Raw genomic sequence first — 19196 nt, 5'->3', positions numbered from 1 at the left:
GGGCGCCAGGGCGAAGGCTCACGCCGTGCCGGCGAGCGTCGCGGCCCACGCGAGCGCGACGAAGGCGACCTCGACGTCGTTCTTCCTCGGGACGAGGCGCTTCGTCTCGATGCCCTCGGCGGCGCGGAGGGGGACCTGCTCCAGCGCGGAGAGCTCGGCGGCCTGGGCGGCGTGGAGGTCGCGGAGCGCGGCGTCCGCCTCGGTCCACTCCGTTCGCGCGCGCTCGAGCTTCGCGGTGGCCCGGTCGCGCTGGGTCCCGGCGCGCCGCGCGGTCTCCCGGCCGGCGACGAGCCCGAGCAGCGCCGCGCCCACCGCGCCGGGGAGCGCGGCCACCTCGGCCTCGGCCTGGTCGTAGCGCGCCTTCGCGGCGGCGATGCGCTCGCCGAGGCGCGCGATCCTGGGGGCGAACCGGCCGATCACCTGCTGCTGCTCGGCCGCGGCGAGCCGGGCCGCGGCGGCGCGGCAGCGGGCGGCGAACGCCTCGAGCGGCTCGCCCTCGGCCTGCACGAGCCCGAGCGCCCGGTGGACGGCCACGGCGGCCTCGGTCGTGCGGTAGGCGTGCTCCCGGAGCGCGCGCGCCGCGGCCTGCGCGGCGGCGCGCTTCGCGAGCGGGGCGGGCAGCTCGGCGAAGCGGGCCCCCGCCGCGGGCGAGGGGGAGAGCAGCGCGGGGTCGAGCCGGGCGACGCGCGACAGATCCGGCCGGCCGTCGGGCAGCAGCGGGGCGGCGAGGAGCTGGCTCTGGTTGAGGGTGATGCCGAGCTTCGCGTCGCGCAGGTGGGCGACGACCGAGCACGCCACCCAGGGGATGTAACGGAAGCCCTCCGGGGCTGTGGCCGGGGCGTGCGCGTAGAGGCTCCGCCAGCCTTCGGGCGGCGCGGGCGGCGCCGCCGGCGACGCGGGGGGCGGCGGCGAGGCCGACGCCGCGGCTCCGGCGCTCGCGCGAGCGGCCTCGCCGCGCCGCGCGGCGTGCGAGGCCGGGACGGGCGGCGGGCGGCGCGGATCGAGGACGACCGTGCCGCCCGGGCCCACGGGCGGCGGGTGCGGGAGCGGCGCCGGCGACCTCGCCGCGGGGGCGCTCGCGGCCGGGGGCGCGGGGGCGGCGTGCGGCGGCCCGGATGCGGCCGCGGGCGCGGGTGCGGCCGGGGGCGCGGGTGCGGCGTGCGGCGGCCCGGATGCAGCGGGCGGCGCCGGCGAGGCGGGCGGCGGCGAGGCCGGCGGCGCGGGCGGGGGAGGGGACATGCCCCGGACGAGGCGGCCAATCTCGCGCCGGGTGACCGGGCCGCGCAGCCACGACAGGCTGAACCGCGTCTCGGCCAGGAACGACGGCGGCTGCATGTGGACGTCGCGCACGAAGAACGTGCGCGGGGGGAGCGCCTTCAGGGTGGCCGACAGCGCCGCGGCGTCGACGCCGCCGGCGCCCCCGTCCGCGCCCGAGAGCCCCTCGACGACGCGCTCGCGGTCGGCGTCGGTCTGCAGCCGCCCCACGAACCACGCGCCGGCGTTGGAGAGCGCCTTGTAGTCGAGGTCCATCGGGTTCTGCGTGGCGAGGACGACGCCCACGCCGAAGGCGCGCGCCTGCTTCAGGAGCGCGAGCAGCGGCCGCTTGGTGGGCGGGTTCGCGGGGTGCGGGGGCAGGAACCCGAACACCTCGTCGAAGACCACGAGGGCGCGCAGGTCGCTCGTCCCGGCGAGGCCGCGCACCCACGAGAGCAGCTGATCGAACAGCAGCCCGAGGACGAGGAGCCGCTCGTCGTCCTCCAGGTGCGCGACGCTCACGATCACCGCCGGCGTCTTGCCGCTCCGGGCGTCCGGCGCGAGCCACCCCGCGACGTCGAGCGGCGCGCCCTTGCGCCACGTCGCGAACGTGGGGGAGGCGAGCAGGGTGTTGAGCTCGCGCGCGAGCGCCTGCCGCTCCTTCGGGGCGAAGAACGCGTCGACGTCGAGGGCGCCCACCGCGGCGATCGGCGGCGCGGCGAGGTCGGCGAGCAGCTCCTCGAGCCCCGCGGCCCGGCGCTCGCGCAGCCGCCGCTCGGCGAGGTGCGCGAGCAGCACGTGCTCGCGGCTCCGCGCCGGATCCGGGTCGCGCCCGACGAGCCGGAGCAGGAGCGACAGCGAGGCCGAGAGCGCCTCGCGGGCGGCCTCCTCGTCCTCGTCCCAGAGCGACGAGGGCGTCTCCAGCGCCGACAGCACGTGGATCGGCTCGCCCGCCGTGGTGCCCGGCGTGAGCAGGCGCGGCGCCATGCGGGCGCGGAGCGCGGCGACGTCGGCCGGCCCGAGCCCCGAGGCGGCGAGCCCCGCGCGCCACCGCGCCGCGAGCTCGGCGGCGACGTCGCCCGTGCCGCGGCCGTCGCGCGCGGCCGCCGAGGGGTCGATCCAGGGCTCGAACTCGGCCGGGGAGAGCTCCGGGAAGGTGAAGAGCAGGTTGGGCAGGTCGCCCTTCACGTCGACCATGAGCACCGGGACGCCCGAGCGCAGCGCCTCCTCGACGAGGACCATGACGAGCCCGGTCTTGCCGCTGCCGGTCATGCCGACGACCACGCCGTGGGTCACGAGGTGGTGCGCGGGGAGCTCCAGCGGGCGCGCGGCGGCGGCGCCGGGATCACCCGACAGCGGGCGAGAGCGGCCCAGGGCGAAGGGGCGGGTCGGCATGAGGGCGCGCTCGTGCCACGGCGGGCGCGACGTCGCAATGCTCCGAGCGGGAGCGGCGGCGCGCAGGCGCGGTGCCGCGGACGACGCCGCGTACGACATCGATTCACAAAAATTACGCGCAACGCCGCCGGGATCGGCGCCCATCGCCGCAGAGACCGTGCGCTACGGCGACCTGCCGCTCTGCGCAGGACGTGCGCCACGCCCCGGCGCGACCCACGCAATCCGTGCGACCGCGGCGCACGCGCTGCGCCTCCCCCGCATGCCGCCGCCTGGCGGCGCCTGACGCCCGCATCTTCGGGTCAAAATGGGCCCCGGTGCGGCTATAGTGAGCCGATGGAGGTCGGGCCATGAAGCCGGATGCGCCCGCATCCGCCGCAGGCATCCCAAGAATAGGTGAGGTCTTCGCGCAGAGATACCGCCTCGAGCGCAGCCTGGGCCGGGGCGCCATGGGCGCCGTGTTCGTCGCAGAGCACGTCTCGCTGCGCCAGCGCGTCGCGGTCAAGTTCCTCCTCCCGCGGGCCAAGGACTTCCCGGGCGCGAGCGCCCGCTTCCTGCGCGAGGCGCGCGCCGCCGCGGCGATCCGGAGCGACCACGTCGCCCGCGTCATCGACGTGGGCACGGCCGAGATGGGCTTGCCGTACCTCGTCATGGAGTACCTGCGCGGCCGCGACCTCCAGCAGGTGCTCGACGCCCGCGGCCCCCTGCCGGTCTCCGAGGCCGTCGACTACGTGCTCCAGAGCTGCGAGGCGGTCGCGGAGGCGCACGCGCGCGGCATCGTCCACCGCGACCTGAAGCCGGGGAACCTCTTCCTCACGACCGGCCCGAGCGGCGTCCCCCTGGTCAAGGTGCTCGACTTCGGCCTCTCCAAGTCGGCCGAGGACGCCGGCGAGGAGGACGGGAAGCTCACGGCGTCGGAGATGATGCTCGGCTCCCCCTGCTACATGTCGCCCGAGCAGGTGCGCTGCACGAAGGACGTCGACGCGCGCACCGACGTCTGGGCGCTCGGGATCATCCTCTACCAGCTCCTCACCGCGCGCTTCCCCTTCGACGCGCCCTCCATCTCGGCCCTCTTCGTGGCCATCGTCAATGACGCGCCCAGGCCGCCGCGCGTGCACCGGTGGGAGCTGCCCGTCCACCTCGAGGAGATCATCTTGCGCTGCCTCGAGAAGGACGTGCAGCAGCGCCTCCAGAGCGTCGTGGAGCTGTCGCGCGCGCTCGCCCCGTACGGCACCGAGCACTCGGCGCGCGCGCGCGACCAGATCGAGGCGATCGCCGCGGGCAAGGCCTTCCCCTCGCTGCCGCCCCCGCCGCTCCCGCCCGACCCCACCGCCAGCACCACGCCCGCGGGCGCGGCGCGCTTCCAGGGCGCCGCGGCGACCTGGCCGCGCCCGGGCGCCGACGACGACCCCGACGGGAGGTTCAGCCGCCGCGCCACCGTGGTCGCGCCCGGCGGCGACCCCGTGGTGACCCTGCCCAGCCCGGGCACGGCGGCCGACGCCCTCCGCACCCGCGACGCCGCGCCGGGCGAGCGCACCTCGGTGCCGGTCTCCAGCGACGAGGGGCCCACGCTGATGATGGCGCGCGAGGACGGCCCCACGCTGACGATGGCGCGCGAGGACGGGCCCACGCTGACGATGGCGCGCGAGGACGGCCCCACGCTGAAGATGGCGAACGACGACGGCCCCACGCTGCCCTGGCCCTACCGGATGCTCGCGGCGCGCCCGCCGACCGAAGGCGAGGAGAGCATCGGGAGCGTGCCCGTCGTGACCGAGCGCCGCCCCGGCCAGCAGAGCTCCCTCATGCTGCGCAAGCGCCGCCGCGCCGCCGCGCGGATCGCCGCGGCCGCCTCCCTGACGGCCGCGGTCGCGGTCGGGGTGACGCTCTGGCCCCGCCGCCCCGAGAAATCGCCGAACGTCGCCCCCTCGTCCGGCCCGGCCTCGCGGGCGCCGGCCCACGCCTCGCCGCTCGACGCCGCGGGCGAGCCCGAGCCCCCGGACACCCCGGCGTCGGCCGGCGAGGCGCTGGAGGGCGCGGCCGGCGCGGCGGCGGGCACGGCGGCCGCGACGCAGCCTCCCGGCTCCGCCGCGGCCGGCGGGGCGGGGCCCGGCGCGGCTCCCTCGTCCGCCGCCTCCGGGCCCAAGGCGCCGCCCGACCCCCGGCTGGACGGGGCGCTGCGCAAGCCCGCGCGCCCTCCACCGCGCCCGCCGGGCAGCGCCGCGCGCGACCCCAAGGCGCCGGCCCCGCACGACCCCGCGCCCGCGATCCGCGACGACCGGTAGCTGGTAGACCCGGAGCGCAGGGAGACCCCATGGCGAAGAAGAAGCTCTCGGCCCGCGCCGCCCGGCGCGCGGGCGACCGCGCGGCGGAGAAGCTCACCCGCGACATCGAGCGGCTCGCGCTGCTCGAGCCGGGCCACACCCCGGAGCGCGCCATCGCGCTCGACGCAGCCTCGCAGGTCGAGGTGGCCGCGCGGTCGATCCCGTGCCCGCGCTGCCGCGGCGCCCTCCGCGTGGAGGACCACACGGCCGAGACGCTGGACGGCGCCCGCCTCCGCGTCGCGCAGGTCGCCTGCAGCGCGTGCGGCGCGCGCCGGAGGCTCTACTTCCGGCTCGGCGCCGCCTCCCTCAACTGAGCCGCGCTGGACGCCATCGCGCGGGTCCGCCGCTGACCTCGGCGGGCCGGGCGCGCCCCTCGAACAGGCGCTCGCCCGCCCCCTCGCGCGCGCGGCCTCCGCGTCAGTACCGCGGGACGCTCTCGTCGATGTGGACCGACCACGCGTCGATGCCGCCCTGGAGCGAGGCGACGCGCGCGTGGCCGAGCTTCTCGAGGATGGCGGCGGCCGAGAGGCTCCGGACGCCGTGGTGGCAGTACGCGACGATCAGCGCGCCGTCGGGGGCCGCGACCTCGTCCGCGCGCTCGGTGAGCTCGGTCAGCGGGATCAGCGTGCTGCCTGGCAGCGCCGCGATCTCGTGCTCGCCGGGCGTGCGCACGTCGAGGAGCACCACGGGCTCGCCCGCCTTCAGCTTCAGAAAGAGCTCTTTCACGGAGATCTGCTGGACCATGGCTGCTCGCGATCGCCCCCGGCACGGCGCCGGAAAGACCTCTACCTATCCGAAGCGCTCCCCAGGAACAACGGCGTCTCACCCCGTGGCCCGGTCCCTGGCGAGCGCCGCGACGACGCCCACGAGCTCCGCCGGGTCGAGGGGCTTGGCGACGTGGGCCTGGTAGCCGGCGCCGAGGGCCCTGGCCCGGTCCTCGGCCCGTGCCAGCGCGCTGAGCGCGACGGCCGGGGTCGCGCCGCCGCGGTCCGGGCCGAGGCCGCGCACCTTGCGGATGAGCTGGAAGCCGTCCTCGCCGGGCATGCCGAGGTCGCTGACGAGCACGTCGGGGCGCTCGCGCTCCAGCATGACCACCGCCTCCGCGGCCGACCCGGCCGTGGTGACGCGCGCGGCGCACTCTTCGAGCACGCGCTGGGCGACCTCGCGCGCGTCGGGCTGGTCGTCGACCACGAGGACGCGCACGCCGGTGAGCTCGTCGGCCGGATAGGCGGCCGCCGGCTCGGCGCGCGCCGCGGGGGGCCGCTGCGTCGCGCCGGGCGCCTGGGGCGAGACGCCGGCGAGGGGCAGCTTGACGGTGAAGGTGGCGCCCCGGCCCTCGCCCGGGCTGGCGACCTGCACCGTGCCGCCGTGCAGCTCGACCAGGTGCTTGACGATGGAGAGCCCGATGCCGAGCCCGCCGTGCTTCCTCGTCGAGGAGGCGTCCGCCTGGCGAAAGCGCTCGAACAGGTGCGGCAGAAACTGCGGGGCGATGCCCGGGCCGGTGTCGCTGACCGACAGCTCGGCGTGGGCGCCGGCGCGCCGCAGCGCGACGTCGATCCGCCCGCCCGCCGGCGTGAACTTCGCCGCGTTCGACAGCAGGTTCCAGGCGACCTGCTGGAGGCGGGCCGGGTCGCCCTTGAGCGAGAGGGCCTCGGGCTCGACGCTCGAGACGACCGTGAGGCCCTTGGCCTCGGCGGCGAGCTTGACCGCCTCGAGGGCGCCCTGGACGACGGCGGGCAGGTCGACCGGCTGGACGTCGAGGCGCAGCTTCCCCGAGACGATCCGGCTCATGTCGAGCAGCTCGGAGACCATGTCGGCCTGGAGGCGGGCGTTGCGCTCGATGACCTCGAGCCCGCGCGCGAGGGCCTGCGGCTCCGGGGGCCGGCTGCGGAGGATGCGCGCCCAGCCGAGGATGGCGTTGATGGGCGAGCGCAGCTCGTGCGAGAGGGTGGCGACGAAGTCGTCCTTGACCCGGCTGACGCGCTCGGCCTCGTCGCGCGCGGCGCGCTCGCTCTCGAGCAGCTTCTGGCGCTCCTCCTCGGCCAGCCGCTCCGCGGTGACGTCCTCGCAAATCCCCATGAACGACTCCACCGCGCCGTCGGGGCCGAGCTCGGGGATGAAGCGCGTCCGGTATCTCCGCTCGCCCATGGCGAACTCGATCCGTTGCTGCTTGCCCGTCCTCTGCGCCTCGCGACACGCGGCCTCGCTGGCCTCGCACATCTCCCGCGGGAGGAGGGTCTCGAAGCCGTGCTTGCCAAGGTAGTACTCGGGCGGGAACCCGGTGATCGCCTCGACGGCGGACGTCGTGAACGTGCACCGCATCTCGGGGTCGAGCCGGAAGATCACGTCGGGCGAGTTCGCCATGAGCGACGTGAGCTGCCGCTCGCGCCGGCGGAGCTCGTCCTCCAGGCGCTCGCGCTCGGCGATGACCCGCTGCGCGTCGTCGAGCGCCGCCCGGAGCCGGCGCTCGCTCTCGCGCAGCGCCTCCTCCGTGCGCTTGAGCCGGCCGATGTCCAGGCACAGGCCGACCCAGGCGGTGATCTCGCCCCGCTCGTCGCGGATCGGGACGGCCCGGTTGAGGGCCGGGTGGACGGCGCCGTCCGCGCCGAGATAGCGGAGCTCTTTCTCGTACGGCTCGCCCGTCCGCAGGCACCGCCAGAAGGTCGCCACCTCGTGCCGGTCATCGGGGTGGATCGCGTCGAGCCACCTGCCCTCCGAGCACTGCGCCTGGGTCAACCCCGTCATGCGCAGGAACGCCTCGCTGGCATAAGCGCTCCGGCCCTCGCGATCGGTGACCCAGACGCCGTAATCGATGGAGTCCCCGATGGCGCGGAAGACCTGCTCGCTCTGCCGGAACGCCGCCTCCGCGCGCCGCAGCGCCGTCATGTCGAGCGCGAGCACGAAGCCGCCGTCCTCGAACCGTCCCGCGGGCAGCAGACAGCCGCTCACGAGCATCCTTATCCGCGTCCCGTCGCGCCGCACATGGGTCCTCTCGAATGGCGCGAACGTCCACCGGCCCGACAACAGCTCCGCCCGGGCGCGCTCGTCCTCCGGCAGCAGCTCCGAATCCCAGCGGACCAGGCCGGCCGCGAGCTCCTCCCGCGCGCAGCCCACGAGCTGCAGATACGCGTCGTTCGCCTGGACGATCCGCCCATCGGGCATCCAGAACGCCATCGGGGCCATGTTGCTGTAGAACAGCCGCTGCATCCTGGCCTCGCTCTCGGCCAGCGCCCGCTCCGCCGCGAGCGCCCGCTCCTCGGCGCGCCGCCGCTCGGTGATGTCCTCGACGAACACCACCACGCGATACGGCCGGTCGCGCGCGTCACCGACGGAGACGCCCGTCAGCTGGAGCGAGCGGATACAACCGTCCTTGCAGCGACAGCGCATCTCGAACGTGAGCTCCTCCTCGCCGGCCTCGAGCAGCGAGCGCCATGCGGCCAGCGAGCTCGTCCGGTCGTCCGGCAGCGCCAGGTCGAGCAACCGCTTCCCGAGCAGCTCCCGCTCCGCATAGCCCAGCAGCCGGCAGAGCGAGCCGCTGACGCGCAGGAGCCGCCCGCCCCGCGCGTCGATCTGCGCGCACCCCCTGCCGGATGAGCGCATCGAGCAGGCTGGCTGTCCGGCGGTCTCCCCCATCGCTGTCCGTCCACTCTCCCGGCCACCGGCCCGCTCCACGTGCCCTCCGGACGTGCGCGTGCGGCGTCCCCCTCGTTTCGTCCGGCCACGCTATCACGAACACGGCGTGTTACGGCAGCATGGCAGCCGGATCGAGCGCACGTCACCGGCTCACCCCGGCTGTCCTCGGAGTCCTTTCCGTCCGGGTCTCGCGCGGAGTCCGACAATCCGACCGGGACATGGAGGCGTTTGCTCGCATGGTTCCGTCATTTCAAGGCACGCTGCCGCAAGGGTGGTGGCCCAATCTCCCCCGCAGTGACCCACATGAAGGCGGGGAGGCAGGAAGCTCATTGATCTTTTCTTCCCGCCTCCCCGCCTTCATGTTCAAGTCCGGCCATCGCCGCCGCAAGCGAGACGCCTGCTCATACGCGCCGCGATGGGAGGCATCGAGTTCTTCCAGGAGGAGATCACTCGGCTCATCGGCGAGCAGATCGCCGTGATCACGTCGAGCGTGCGCCCGGCGCCGCTCGACGCTGGCTGGACGTCTACCTCTCCGAAGCGCTAACGGCGTCTCACCCCGTGGCCCGGTCCCTGGCGAGCGCCGCGACGACGCCCACGAGCTCCGCCGGGTCGAGGGGCTTGGCGACGTGGGCCTGGTAGCCGGCGCCGAGGGCCCTGGCCCGGTCCTCGGCCCGCGCCAGCGCGCTGAGCGCGACGGCGGGCGTGGCGCCGCCGCGGTCCGGGCCGAGGCCGCGCACCTTGCGGATGAGCTGGAAGCCGTCCTCGCCGGGCATGCCGAGGTCGCTGACGAGCACGTCGGGGCGCTCGCGCTCCAGCAGGGCCACCGCCTCCGCAGCCGACCCGGCCGTGGTGACGCGCGCGGCGCACTCTTCGAGCACGCGCTGGGCGACCTCGCGCGCGTCGGGCTGGTCGTCGACCACGAGGACGCGCACGCCGGTGAGCTCGTCGGCCGGATAGGTGGCCGCCGGCTCGGCGCGCGCCGCGGGGGGCCGCTGCGTCGCGCCGGGCGCCTGGGGCGAGACGCCGGCGAGGGGCAGCTTGACGGTGAAGGTGGCGCCCCGGCCCTCGCCCGGGCTGGCGACCTGCACCGTGCCGCCGTGCAGCTCGACCAGGTGCTTGACGATGGAGAGCCCGATGCCGAGCCCGCCGTGCTTCCTCGTCGAGGAGGCGTCGGCCTGGCGGAAGCGCTCGAACAGGTGCGGCAGAAACTGCGGGGCGATGCCCGGGCCGGTGTCGCTGACCGACAGCTCGGCGTGGGCGCCGGCGCGCCGCAGCGCGACGTCGATCCGCCCGCCCGCCGGCGTGAACTTCGCCGCGTTCGACAGCAGGTTCCAGGCGACCTGCTGGAGGCGGGCCGGGTCGCCCTTGAGCGAGAGGGCCTCGGGCTCGACGCTCGAGACGACCGTGAGGCCCTTGGCCTCGGCGGCGAGCTTGACCGCCTCGAGGGCGCCCTGGACGACGGCGGGCAGGTCGACCGGCTGGACGTCGAGGCGCAGCTTTCCCGAGACGATCCGGCTCATGTCGAGCAGCTCGGAGACCATGTCGGCCTGGAGGCGGGCGTTGCGCTCGATGACCTCGAGCCCGCGCGCGAGGGCCTGCGGCTCCGGCGGGCGGCTGCGGAGGATGCGCGCCCAGCCGAGGATGGCGTTGATGGGCGAGCGCAGCTCGTGCGAGAGGGTGGCGACGAAGTCGTCCTTGACCCGGCTGACGCGCTCGGCCTCGTCGCGCGCGGCGCGCTCGCTCTCGAGCAGCTTCTGGCGCTCCTCCTCGGCCAGCCGCTCCGCGGTGACGTCCTCGGTGATCCCCATGAACGACTCCACCGCGCCGTCGGGGCCGAGCTCGGGGATGTACCGGGCGCGGAACCTCCGCGCTCCGAGGCCGAACTCCATCCGCTGCGGCTTGCCCGTCCTCTGCGCCTCGCGACACGCCGCCTCGCCCGCCTCGCACACCTCGAGCGGGAGCCCGTTCTCGCGGGGCGTCCTGCCGACGTAGTGCTCCGGCGGGAGCCCCGTGACCGTCAGCGAGGTGGGCGACATGAACGTGCAGCGCAGATCCAGATCCAGGCGGTAAACCACGTCGGGCGAGTTCGCCATGAGCGACGCGAGCTGCCGCTCGCGCCGGCGGAGCTCGTCCTCCAGGCGCGCGCGCTCGGCGATGACCCGCTGCGCGTCGTCGAGCGCCGCCCGGAGCCGGCGCTCGCTCTCGCGCAGCGCCTCCTCCGTGCGCTTGAGCCGGCCGATGTCCAGGCACAGGCCGACCCAGGCGGTGATCTCGCCCCCTTCGTCGCGGATCGGGACGACCCGGCTGAGGGTGGGGTGGGCGACGCCGTCCGCGCCGACGTAGCGGAGCTCTTCTTCGAACGGCTCGCCCGTCGGCAGGCACCGCCGGAAGAGCGCCACCTTGTGCCGGTCGTCGGGGTGGATCGCGTCGAGCCATTTGCCCTCCGAGCACTCCGCCTGGGTCAGCCCCGCCATGCGCAGGAACGCCTCGCTGGTATAGATGTTCCGGCCCTCGCGGTCGCTGACCCAGACGCCGTAATCGATGGAGTCCCCGATGGCGCGGAAGACCCGCTCGCTCTGCCGGAATGCCGCCTCCGCGCGCCGGAGCGCCGTCATGTCGAGCGCGAGCACGAAGCCGCCGTCCTCGAACCGCCCCGCGGGCAGCAGACAGCCGCTCACGAGCATCCTTATCCGCGTCCCGTCGCGCCGCACATGGGTCCTCTCGAACGGCGCGAACGTCCACCGGCCCGACAAAAGCTCCGCCCGCGCACGATCGTCGGCGGGGCGCTCCTCCGGCAGCACGTCGGAATCCCAGCGGACCAGTCCGGCCGCGAGCTCCTCCCGCGTGCAGCCCACGAGCTGCAGATACGCGTCGTTCGCCTGGACGATCCGCCCATCGGGCATCCAGAACGCCATCGGGGCCATGTTGCTGTAGAACAGCCGCTGCATCCTGGCCTCGCTCTCGGCCAGCGCCAGCTCCGCCGCGAGCGCCCGCTCCTCGGCGCGCCGTCGCTCGGTGATGTCCTCGACGAAGACCACCACGCGATACGGCCGGTCGCGCGCGTCACCGACGGAGACGCCGGTCAGCTGGAGCGAGCGGACGCCGCCGTCCTTGCAGCGGCAGCGCATCTCGAACGTGAGCTCCTCCTCGCCGGCCTCGAGCAGCGAGCGCCATGCGGCCAGCGAGCTCGTCCGGTCGTCCGGCAGCGCCAGGTCGAGCAACCGCTTCCCGAGCAGCTCCCGCTCCGCGTAGCCCAGCAGCCGGCAGAGCGAGCCGCTGACGCGCAGGAGCCGCCCGGCCGGTGCGTCGATCTGCGCGCTCCCCCTGCCGGGCGAGCGCATCGACCCGGGTGGCTGTCCGGCGGTCTCCCCCATCGCTCCCCGTCCACTCTCCCGGCCATCGGCCCGCCCCACGTGCCCCCCGGACGTGCGCGTGCGGCGTCCCCCCCCGCTTGTCCGGCCACGCTATCACGAAGTCGCCATGTTGCGGCAGCGTGGCAGCCGGATCGAGCGCACGTCATCGGCTCACCCCGGCTGCCCTCGGCGCCCTTTCCGTCCGGGTCTCGCGCCAGGCCTGGCGATCCGACCGCGACACGGAGGAGTTTGCTTGCATTTTCCGTGGAACCAGGCTTCTGCATGGTGCGCCCCCTCGACGGGCGTCCCAGCCGCCATGGATCAAGCCGCCGCTCCGCTCCTCGCCCGCCTCCCGCCGTCCCCCCACGACTTCACGGCCGACGACCTCCTGAACGGCTTCCTCGACTACGTCGCCGAGCGTGGACTCGAGCTCTACCCGGCGCAGGAGGAGGCCATCCTCGAGATCTTCGGCGGCAAGAACGTCATCCTCAACACCCCGACCGGCTCGGGCAAGTCGCTCGTCGCCGCCGCGATGCACTTCAAGGCGATGGCCGAGGGGATGAAGTCCTACTACACGTGCCCGATCAAGGCGCTCGTCAGCGAGAAGTTCTTCGCGCTCTGCAACGATTTCGGCCCCGAGAACGTGGGCATGTTGACCGGCGACGCGTCGGTCAACCGCGACGCGCCCATCATCTGCTGCACGGCGGAGATCCTCGCGAACATCGCGCTCCGCGAGGGCGAGAAGGCGCTCTGCGACTACGTGATCATGGACGAGTTCCACTACTACTCGGATCGCGATCGCGGGGCGGCCTGGCAGATCCCGCTGCTCACGCTGCCGCAGGCGAGGTTCTTGCTCATGAGCGCCACGATGGGAGGCACCGAGTTCTTCCAGGAGGAGATCGCGCGCCTCACCGGCGAGCAGACCGCCGTGATCAAGTCGACCGTGCGCCCGGTGCCGCTCGACTTCGAGTACCGCGAGACGCCGCTGCACGAGACGGTGGCGACCCTCGTCAAGAACGGCAAGGCGCCCATCTACATCGTGAGCTTCACCCAGCGGGCCTGCGCCGAGGAGGCGCAGAACCTGATGAGCCAGGACTACTGCACCAAGGAGGAGAAGCGGGCGATCACCGCCGCCCTCGCCGGGGTGAAGTTCTCGAGCCCTTACGGCCGGGAGGTGCAGCGCTTCGTCAAGCACGGCATCGGGCTGCACCACGCCGGGCTCCTGCCGAAGTACCGGCTCCTCGTCGAGAAGCTGGCCCAGCAGGGGCACCTCAAGATCATCTCGGGCACGGACACGCTCGGCGTCGGCGTCAACATCCCGATCCGCACGGTGCTGTTCACGAAGCTGTGCAAGTTCGACGGCGAGAAGACGGCCATCCTGAGCGTCCGCGACTTCCAGCAGATCAGCGGCCGGGCCGGCCGCAAGGGGTTCGACACGCAGGGCAGCGTCGTGGCGCAGGCGCCGGAGCACGTCATCGAGAACATGCGGCTCGAGGCCAAGGCGGGGAACGACCCGGCCAAGCGGCGGAAGATCGTCAAGAAGAAGCCGCCGGAGAAGGGCTATGTGCACTGGGATCGGCAGACGTTCGAGCGGCTGATCCAGTCGCCGCCCGAGCCGCTCGTGTCGCGGTTCCAGGTCACGCACGGCATGCTGGTCAACGTGCTCGGCCGCGAGGAGGGCGGGTGTCAGGCGATGAAGCGGCTCATCCGCAGCACGCACGACCGGCCCGCGGTCCGGCGCCAGCACGGCAGGACGGCGATGCTCCTGTTCCGCTCCCTCGTGGAGGCGCGCATCATCGAGTTCGTGCCGAAGGACGACGGTCCCGGCAAGCGCATCCGCATCAACGCGGATCTCCAGGAGGATTTCTCGCTGAACCACGCGCTCTCGCTCTACGTCCTCGAGACGGTGGGGAAGCTGGATCCCGACACCGGCACCTATCCGCTCGATCTCCTGACGCTCGTCGAGTCGATCCTCGAGAACCCCGATCTCATCCTGCAAAAGCAGCTCGATCGGCTGAAGACCGAGAAGCTCGCGGAGCTCAAGGCGGCCGGCGTGGAGTACGAGCAGCGGATGGAGGAGCTCGAGAAGCTCGATTATCCCAAGCCGAACGCGGAGTTCATCTACGGCACGTTCAACGACTACGCGCGGCGGCACCCCTGGGTCGGGCAGGAGAACATCCGGCCGAAGGGCGTCGCGCGCGAGATGTACGAGCAATACCTGTCGTTCGGCGAGTACATCCGGGAGTACAACCTGGAGCGGGCGGAGGGGCTCCTGCTCAGGTACGTCTCCGAGGTGTACAAGGCGCTGGTCCAGACCGTCCCCGACTACGCGAAGGACGCCGACACGAGCGACATGATCGCCTATTTCAGGGCGCTCATCCGCGGCGTGGACTCGAGCCTGCTCGACGCGTGGGAGCGGCTGCGCGACCCGTCGTACCAGCCGCGCGCGGCCTCCCCCGGCGGCGCCGTGGAGCCGTCCGCGTTCGACATCACCCGCAACGCGAAGGACTTCACGGTGCTCGTCAGGAACGAGCTGTTCTTCTTCCTGCGCGCGCTCGCCCGCCGCGACTACGAGGTGGCCGCCGAGATGGTGGAGGGCGAGGACGCCCCCTGGACGGCGGAGCGGCTGGACGAGGCGCTCCGCGGCTTCTACGCGGAGCACGCCGCCATCCGCACCGACCCGGCCGCCCGGAGCCCGAGCAACACGATCATCCACCCGGCCGAGGACGGCGGCTCGTGGGTGGTGCAGCAGATCATCGCCGATCCGGACGACGACAACGACTGGATGCTCGACTGCAAGGTGGATCTCGACCGATCGCGTGAGGCCGGCCGGCCGGTCATCGTGCTGCGGCGGATCGCGAGCTGATCGCAAAGGCGCGAAGAGGAGAGTTCAACGCAAAGGCGCAAAGACGCAAAGACGCAAAAATGATTGGATGGTGAGGAGCGGGTGCTCCCGCTCTTCTTTCTTTTTTTTTTTTTGCGTCTTTGCGCCTTTGCGCCTTTGCGTTAAATTCTCCTTCTCCACCTCCGCCCTGGCCGCAGCAGCCGGCGTTTGACTTCGCCCGCCGCGTCGGGCGAGATCGCGGCCATGCGAACTCCGCCGCGCTCCGCAACCTGGTGGGTGCTCCCCGTCGTCCTGGCCGCCGCCTGCGCCCCGCCCGCGGGCTCCCCGCCCAGGGCAGCCGCGCCGGCGAAGGCCGCCCCCGCCGGGGACGGCGCCGCGGCGAAGCAGGGCAGCGCGCCGGAGAAGACGGCCATCGCCGGGCCGGAGGCGAGCCGGGTCACGTACGCGCACCTCGGCCGGCAGCCGCCGCTCGGCGCGCGGCTGCCCAGGGCGGTCCAGTACGCGCCCGGCGGCAAGCTGGTCACCTACCTCCAGCGGCAGCCGGACGGGCCGGAGCAGGCGCTCTTCGCCTTCGACACCGCCTCGCGCGAGACACGGCAGCTCGTCGCGTCGGGCGACCTGCTGAAGGAGTCGAAGCCGCTCTCCCGCGAGGAGGAGCTCCGCCGCGAGCGACAGCGCATGTTCTCGCGGGGGATCACCGCGTATTCGTGGGCCAAGCGCGCCGAGGTGATGCTCATCCCCTCCGGCGGCGACCTCTTCCTGCGCGACCCGGCGGGCGCGATCGCGCGGCTCACCAGCACGCCCGAGCCGGAGATCGATCCCAAGGTGTGCGACGGCGGCGAGCGCGTCGTGTTCGTCCGCGGGCGCGAGCTCTTCATGATCGACGTCGCCTCGCGCCGCGAGACCGCGCTCACCCGCGGCGCACCCGAGGGGGTCTCGCGCGGCCTCACCGACTTCAACGGCCAGGAGGAGTTCGACGAGCCGAGCGGCTTCTGGATCTCCCCCGGCTGCGACCGGGTGGCCTACCTCGAGGTCGACGAGCGCGACGTCGAGCGGGTGCCCGTCTTCGGCGTCCGCGACGGCAAGGAAGATCTCCAGATGGTGCGTTACCCGCGCGTCGGCGGGAAGAACCCCCGTGTCAGGGCGGGCGTCCTCGACCTCGCCACAAAGAAGACGACATGGCTCGCGTGGAAGGGCGGCCAGGAGGAGCGCTATCTCGGCCGGTTCGCGTGGGCCGACGGCGGCAAGGCGCTCTGGTTCCAGACGCTCTCGCGCGACCAGAAGCGCCTCGCGCTCCTCCGCGCCAACCCGCGCTCGGGCGAGGCCGCCGAGGTCGTCGTCGAGACCTCGCCGAGCTGGGCGGACTTCGGCGAGATGCGGCCCCTCGAGCGCTCGCCGAGGTTCCTCTGGGTGACGGCCGCGGGCGGACACCGCCACCTCGCGCTGCGCGACGCGGACTCGGGCGCGGAGCTCGCGAAGCTCACCGCGGGCGACTGGGACATCACCGCGCTCGCCGCGCCGGACGAGGAGCGCGGCGAGGCGCGCTTCGTGGCCACGAAGGACGGCCCGACCGAGCGGCACCTCTACACGGTGCCGCTCGCGGGCGGCGAGGTGAAGCGGGTCACGGCGGAGCCGGGGGTGCACTTCGTCACCGTGGAGCCGAAGGGGCCGGGGTACGTGGACGTCCACTCGGCCCTGGGCCGCCCGTGGAAGGCCGTGGTGCGGGGCGAGGGCAACGCCGAGCTCGGCGCGATGCCGGCGCCGATCGACCCCGAGCTCGCGGACCTCGGCCTGCGCGCCCCCGAGATCGTCCAGGTGCGCGCCGAGAGCGGCGACACGCTGTACGGCGCGCTGCTCGCGCCGCGGACGATCGAGCCCGGCCGCCGCTACCCGGTCGTGGTGAGCGTGTACGGCGGGCCTGGCGTCCAGACGGTGTTCAACTCCTGGTCACCGCTCCTCCTGTGGAACCACCTCGCCGACCGCGGGGTGGTGGTCTTCCAGCTCGACAACCGCGGCTCGGCGAACCGCGGGCGCGCGTTCGAGGCGCCCATCCACGGGCGCCTCGGCGAGGTCGAGCTCGCCGATCAGATCGCGGGCCTCGAGTTCCTGAAGACGCTGCCGTACGTCGACGCGGGTCGCGTGGGCATCTACGGCCACAGCTATGGCGGGAGGATGGCGCTGGAGGCGCTCCTCAAGGCGCCCGACCGCTTCCACGTCGGCGTCGCGGGCTCGCCGGCGACCGACGATCGGCTCTACGACACCGGCTATACCGAGCGGTACATGGGGCTCCTCGACCAGGCGGCCGCGCGGTACGAGGCGACCGACCTCTCGAAGCACGCGGGGAACCTGCGCGGCAAGCTGCTGCTGATGCACGGGCTCATGGATGAAAACGTGCACTTCGCGCACACGGCCAAGATGATCGAGGCGCTCATGGCCGCGGACAAGCGGTTCGACATGGTCGTGTTCCCGGGCGAGCGGCACGGCTACCGGTCGCCGGTCGCGAGCCATTTCGCGAACCGCACCATCGTGGAGTACCTGACCGAGCATCTCTGAGCGATCGGCGCGCCCCCGCCTCGCGCGCGCCGCCGCGCGCCTGCCCGCGTGCGCCGCCGCGCGCCTGCCGCGTGCGCCGCCGCGCCGCGCGCACCGGCCGGGCGCGCGTTGCCGCTCGGCGGCCTGCGAATCGCATCTGCCCCGGCCGGAGGCATCCATGCAGAAGCTTGCACAGGTGAACAAGGACAAGGCCATCGACCTGCTCAACGAGCGGCTCACGTTCGAGCGCGCGAGCGTGAAGCTGTACGACTCCACCATCCAGAAGGTCGGCCGCACGGCCGATCCCACCCTGCTGAACCTGCTCGATCGGCTCCGGGAGCACCGGAATCAGGAGAAGGAGCACGAGGAGTGGCTCGAGGAGCAGATCCGCGCGCTCGGCGGGGACGCGCACGCCGAGACCGAGATGTCGCGGCTGATCGAGATCGAGTCGCGGGGCCTCGAGCAGGTGGTGCTCGACGGCGACCAGAACCCGGCCCACCTCTTCCACGCGCTGCTCACCGCGGAGCTCGTCGACAACGCCGGCTGGCAGCTGCTGCTCGAGCTCGCCGACGAGGCGGACGACGCCGAGGCGAGGGAGGCGTTCCGGTGCCGCCTGCACGAGGAGGAGGACCACCTGGTCCTCACGCGCGAGGTGGTCGAACGGCTCACGCGGAAGGAGCTGCTCGGCGCGCCGGACGAGGCCATCGCGGCGGCGCATCCGACGTGACCCGGCACCGGGCGGCGCGCGCCCCGGTCAGCCGCGGCGCGGCGCGGCGCGGGGCGAGGCGTCGCCCTTCGGCTTCTCCGCGGCCGGGACCGCCTCGTCGCCGCCGCGGCGCGCCTGGGTCGCCCTGGCCGGCGCGGCGGCGACCGGCTTGGCAGCGGCGGCTCTGGCTGGTGCGGCGGCCTTGGCCGGCTTGGCAGCGGCGGCCCTGGCTGGCGCGGCGGCCTTGGCCGGCTTGGCAGCGGCGGCCTTGGCTGGCGCGGCGGCCTTGGCCTGCTTGGCAGCGGCGGCCTTGGCCGGCTTTTCGCCCCTGGTCCCGACCGCCTTCGCCGCCGGCGCGGCGGCCGGCTTCCGGCCGGCCCACAGCTTCAGGATGTGGGCGCTCGCGTCGGGCGTCTTGCAGCTCGTCTCGCCGTGGTCGACCTCGACCCTGCCGATGCGCCGCGCCGCCGTGAGCGCCTTTCCCCGCAGCGGCTCGTTCCGCGCGCCGATGCTGATCACCGCGCCGTTCATCGCCTCGCGGGCGCGGTTCCTGGCCCGGTGGATCGACGCCTCGATCGCCTCCAGCCGCTCCTCGAACAGGCTGTCGGGCAGCGACGGGTCCTCCTCCGCGAGCGCGCCGAGCAGCTTCCATCCGGCGCGGCCGATCCACTCGTCGTCCGAGGCGGTCCAGCGCGCCATCGCCTCGCGGGCGAACGGCGTCTTCACGGCGATGCGCTTCACCACCAGGTCGATGAGGAGCGGCGCGCGCAGGCCGTCGAGCCACGCCTCGAGCTGGTCCCGGGTGAAGCGCCCCGGATCGGCGATCGCCGCCGCCAGCGTCCGCGCGTCGGAGTTGCCGGTCGCCCAGAGCGCCTCGGCGAGCTCGTGGTCGCGCTTGATCCGCTTCTCCAGCGCGTTCATGTGGGCGAAGCTCACGCCGAAGAGCGGCTCGGCCGCGCCGTGGCGCAGGTAGACCTTCCGGTTCTGCTCGGTGCCGAGCCGCTCGAGCTCGCGCATCACCTCGGTGAAATGCATGGCCTTCACCTAACCATGCTGCCCATTACGCGCTCGCACGAACTTTTTTCGCGCAAACCGCTCCCCGCGGCGCGCCTGTCGACGCGGCCCGGGGTGAGCCCGCGGCGTTGACCCTCCGCGTCGAG

At 73.8% G+C, this 19196-nt stretch carries 10 protein-coding genes and 1 pseudogene; 6 read left to right on the top strand and 5 right to left on the bottom strand.

Translation table 11 applies throughout. The features are described from left to right. Positions 1 to 18 precede the first annotated feature (18 nt). Complete coding sequence (locus WMF33_RS26310; protein WP_437322414.1) at positions 19 to 2649, bottom strand: helicase HerA-like domain-containing protein; 2631 nt, start codon at positions 2647 to 2649, stop codon at positions 19 to 21. A gap of 347 nt (positions 2650 to 2996) precedes the next feature. Between WMF33_RS26310 and WMF33_RS26305 the strand changes: the two genes are divergently transcribed. Both WMF33_RS26305 and WMF33_RS26300 read left to right on the top strand, forming a co-directional pair. Next, positions 2997 to 4928 (top strand): serine/threonine-protein kinase, encoded by a 1932-nt coding sequence (locus WMF33_RS26305; protein WP_437322413.1) that lies wholly within the window; start codon positions 2997 to 2999, stop codon positions 4926 to 4928. A 29-nt stretch (positions 4929 to 4957) separates the two neighbouring features. Beyond that, positions 4958 to 5281 (top strand): hypothetical protein, encoded by a 324-nt coding sequence (locus WMF33_RS26300; protein WP_437322412.1) that lies wholly within the window; start codon positions 4958 to 4960, stop codon positions 5279 to 5281. 103 nt (positions 5282 to 5384) lie between these two features. Here WMF33_RS26300 and WMF33_RS26295 read toward each other — a convergent pair whose 3' ends face one another. Together WMF33_RS26295 and WMF33_RS26290 are read right to left on the bottom strand one after the other, a co-directional pair. Beyond that, the gene (locus WMF33_RS26295) at positions 5385 to 5693 is read right to left on the bottom strand and encodes a rhodanese-like domain-containing protein (RefSeq protein WP_437322411.1); all 309 of its coding nucleotides are present in this window, start codon (positions 5691 to 5693) and stop codon (positions 5385 to 5387) included. Positions 5694 to 5789: 96 nt separating this feature from the next. Next, complete coding sequence (locus WMF33_RS26290; protein ID WP_437322410.1) at positions 5790 to 8567, bottom strand: hybrid sensor histidine kinase/response regulator; 2778 nt, start codon at positions 8565 to 8567, stop codon at positions 5790 to 5792. 448 nt (positions 8568 to 9015) lie between these two features. Here WMF33_RS26290 and WMF33_RS26285 point away from each other — a divergent pair, with 448 nt between their 5' ends. Beyond that, positions 9016 to 9144: a hypothetical protein gene (locus WMF33_RS26285; RefSeq protein WP_437322409.1), complete on the top strand. Its 129-nt coding sequence runs from the start codon at positions 9016 to 9018 to the stop codon at positions 9142 to 9144. A gap of 7 nt (positions 9145 to 9151) precedes the next feature. Here the strand turns inward: WMF33_RS26285 and WMF33_RS26280 are convergent, their stop codons facing one another. Beyond that, complete coding sequence (locus tag WMF33_RS26280; protein ID WP_437322408.1) at positions 9152 to 11974, bottom strand: hybrid sensor histidine kinase/response regulator; 2823 nt, start codon at positions 11972 to 11974, stop codon at positions 9152 to 9154. A 295-nt stretch (positions 11975 to 12269) separates the two neighbouring features. Here WMF33_RS26280 and WMF33_RS26275 point away from each other — a divergent pair, with 295 nt between their 5' ends. The 3 genes from WMF33_RS26275 to WMF33_RS26265 all read left to right on the top strand — a co-directional run bounded on the left by WMF33_RS26275 (position 12270) and on the right by WMF33_RS26265 (position 18057). After that, entirely contained in the window at positions 12270 to 14819 is a 2550-nt protein-coding gene (locus tag WMF33_RS26275; protein ID WP_437322407.1) for a DEAD/DEAH box helicase, read from the top strand. A 222-nt stretch (positions 14820 to 15041) separates the two neighbouring features. Next, positions 15042 to 17351: an alpha/beta fold hydrolase gene (locus WMF33_RS26270; protein WP_437322406.1), complete on the top strand. Its 2310-nt coding sequence runs from the start codon at positions 15042 to 15044 to the stop codon at positions 17349 to 17351. Positions 17352 to 17508: 157 nt separating this feature from the next. Next, complete coding sequence (locus tag WMF33_RS26265; RefSeq protein WP_437322405.1) at positions 17509 to 18057, top strand: DUF892 family protein; 549 nt, start codon at positions 17509 to 17511, stop codon at positions 18055 to 18057. A gap of 363 nt (positions 18058 to 18420) precedes the next feature. Here the strand turns inward: WMF33_RS26265 and WMF33_RS26260 are convergent. Continuing rightward, positions 18421 to 19071, bottom strand: a pseudogene (locus WMF33_RS26260) (DNA alkylation repair protein); the annotation flags it as partial. Between the last annotated feature and the right edge of the window lie 125 nt (positions 19072 to 19196).

Origin of the sequence: Sorangium sp. So ce394, from assembly GCF_051474665.1 — a bacterium.
In the GTDB taxonomy this organism is placed as follows: domain Bacteria; phylum Myxococcota_A; class Polyangia; order Polyangiales; family Polyangiaceae; genus Sorangium; species Sorangium cellulosum_D.
This window is presented reverse-complemented; position numbering and strand designations above follow the sequence as displayed.

Bases quoted from the DNA above. Each gene is read 5' to 3' on its own strand.
- WMF33_RS26310 (WP_437322414.1), bottom strand. From the start codon at position 2,649: ATGCCGACCCGCCCCTTCGCCCTGGGCCGCTCTCGCCCGCTGTCGGGT.
- WMF33_RS26305 (WP_437322413.1), top strand. From the start codon at position 2,997: ATGAAGCCGGATGCGCCCGCATCCGCCGCAGGCATCCCAAGAATAGGT.
- WMF33_RS26300 (WP_437322412.1), top strand. From the start codon at position 4,958: ATGGCGAAGAAGAAGCTCTCGGCCCGCGCCGCCCGGCGCGCGGGCGAC.
- WMF33_RS26290 (WP_437322410.1), bottom strand. From the start codon at position 8,567: ATGCGCTCATCCGGCAGGGGGTGCGCGCAGATCGACGCGCGGGGCGGG.
- WMF33_RS26285 (WP_437322409.1), top strand. From the start codon at position 9,016: ATGGGAGGCATCGAGTTCTTCCAGGAGGAGATCACTCGGCTCATCGGC.
- WMF33_RS26280 (WP_437322408.1), bottom strand. From the start codon at position 11,974: ATGGGGGAGACCGCCGGACAGCCACCCGGGTCGATGCGCTCGCCCGGC.
- WMF33_RS26275 (WP_437322407.1), top strand. From the start codon at position 12,270: ATGGATCAAGCCGCCGCTCCGCTCCTCGCCCGCCTCCCGCCGTCCCCC.
- WMF33_RS26270 (WP_437322406.1), top strand. From the start codon at position 15,042: ATGCGAACTCCGCCGCGCTCCGCAACCTGGTGGGTGCTCCCCGTCGTC.
- WMF33_RS26265 (WP_437322405.1), top strand. From the start codon at position 17,509: ATGCAGAAGCTTGCACAGGTGAACAAGGACAAGGCCATCGACCTGCTC.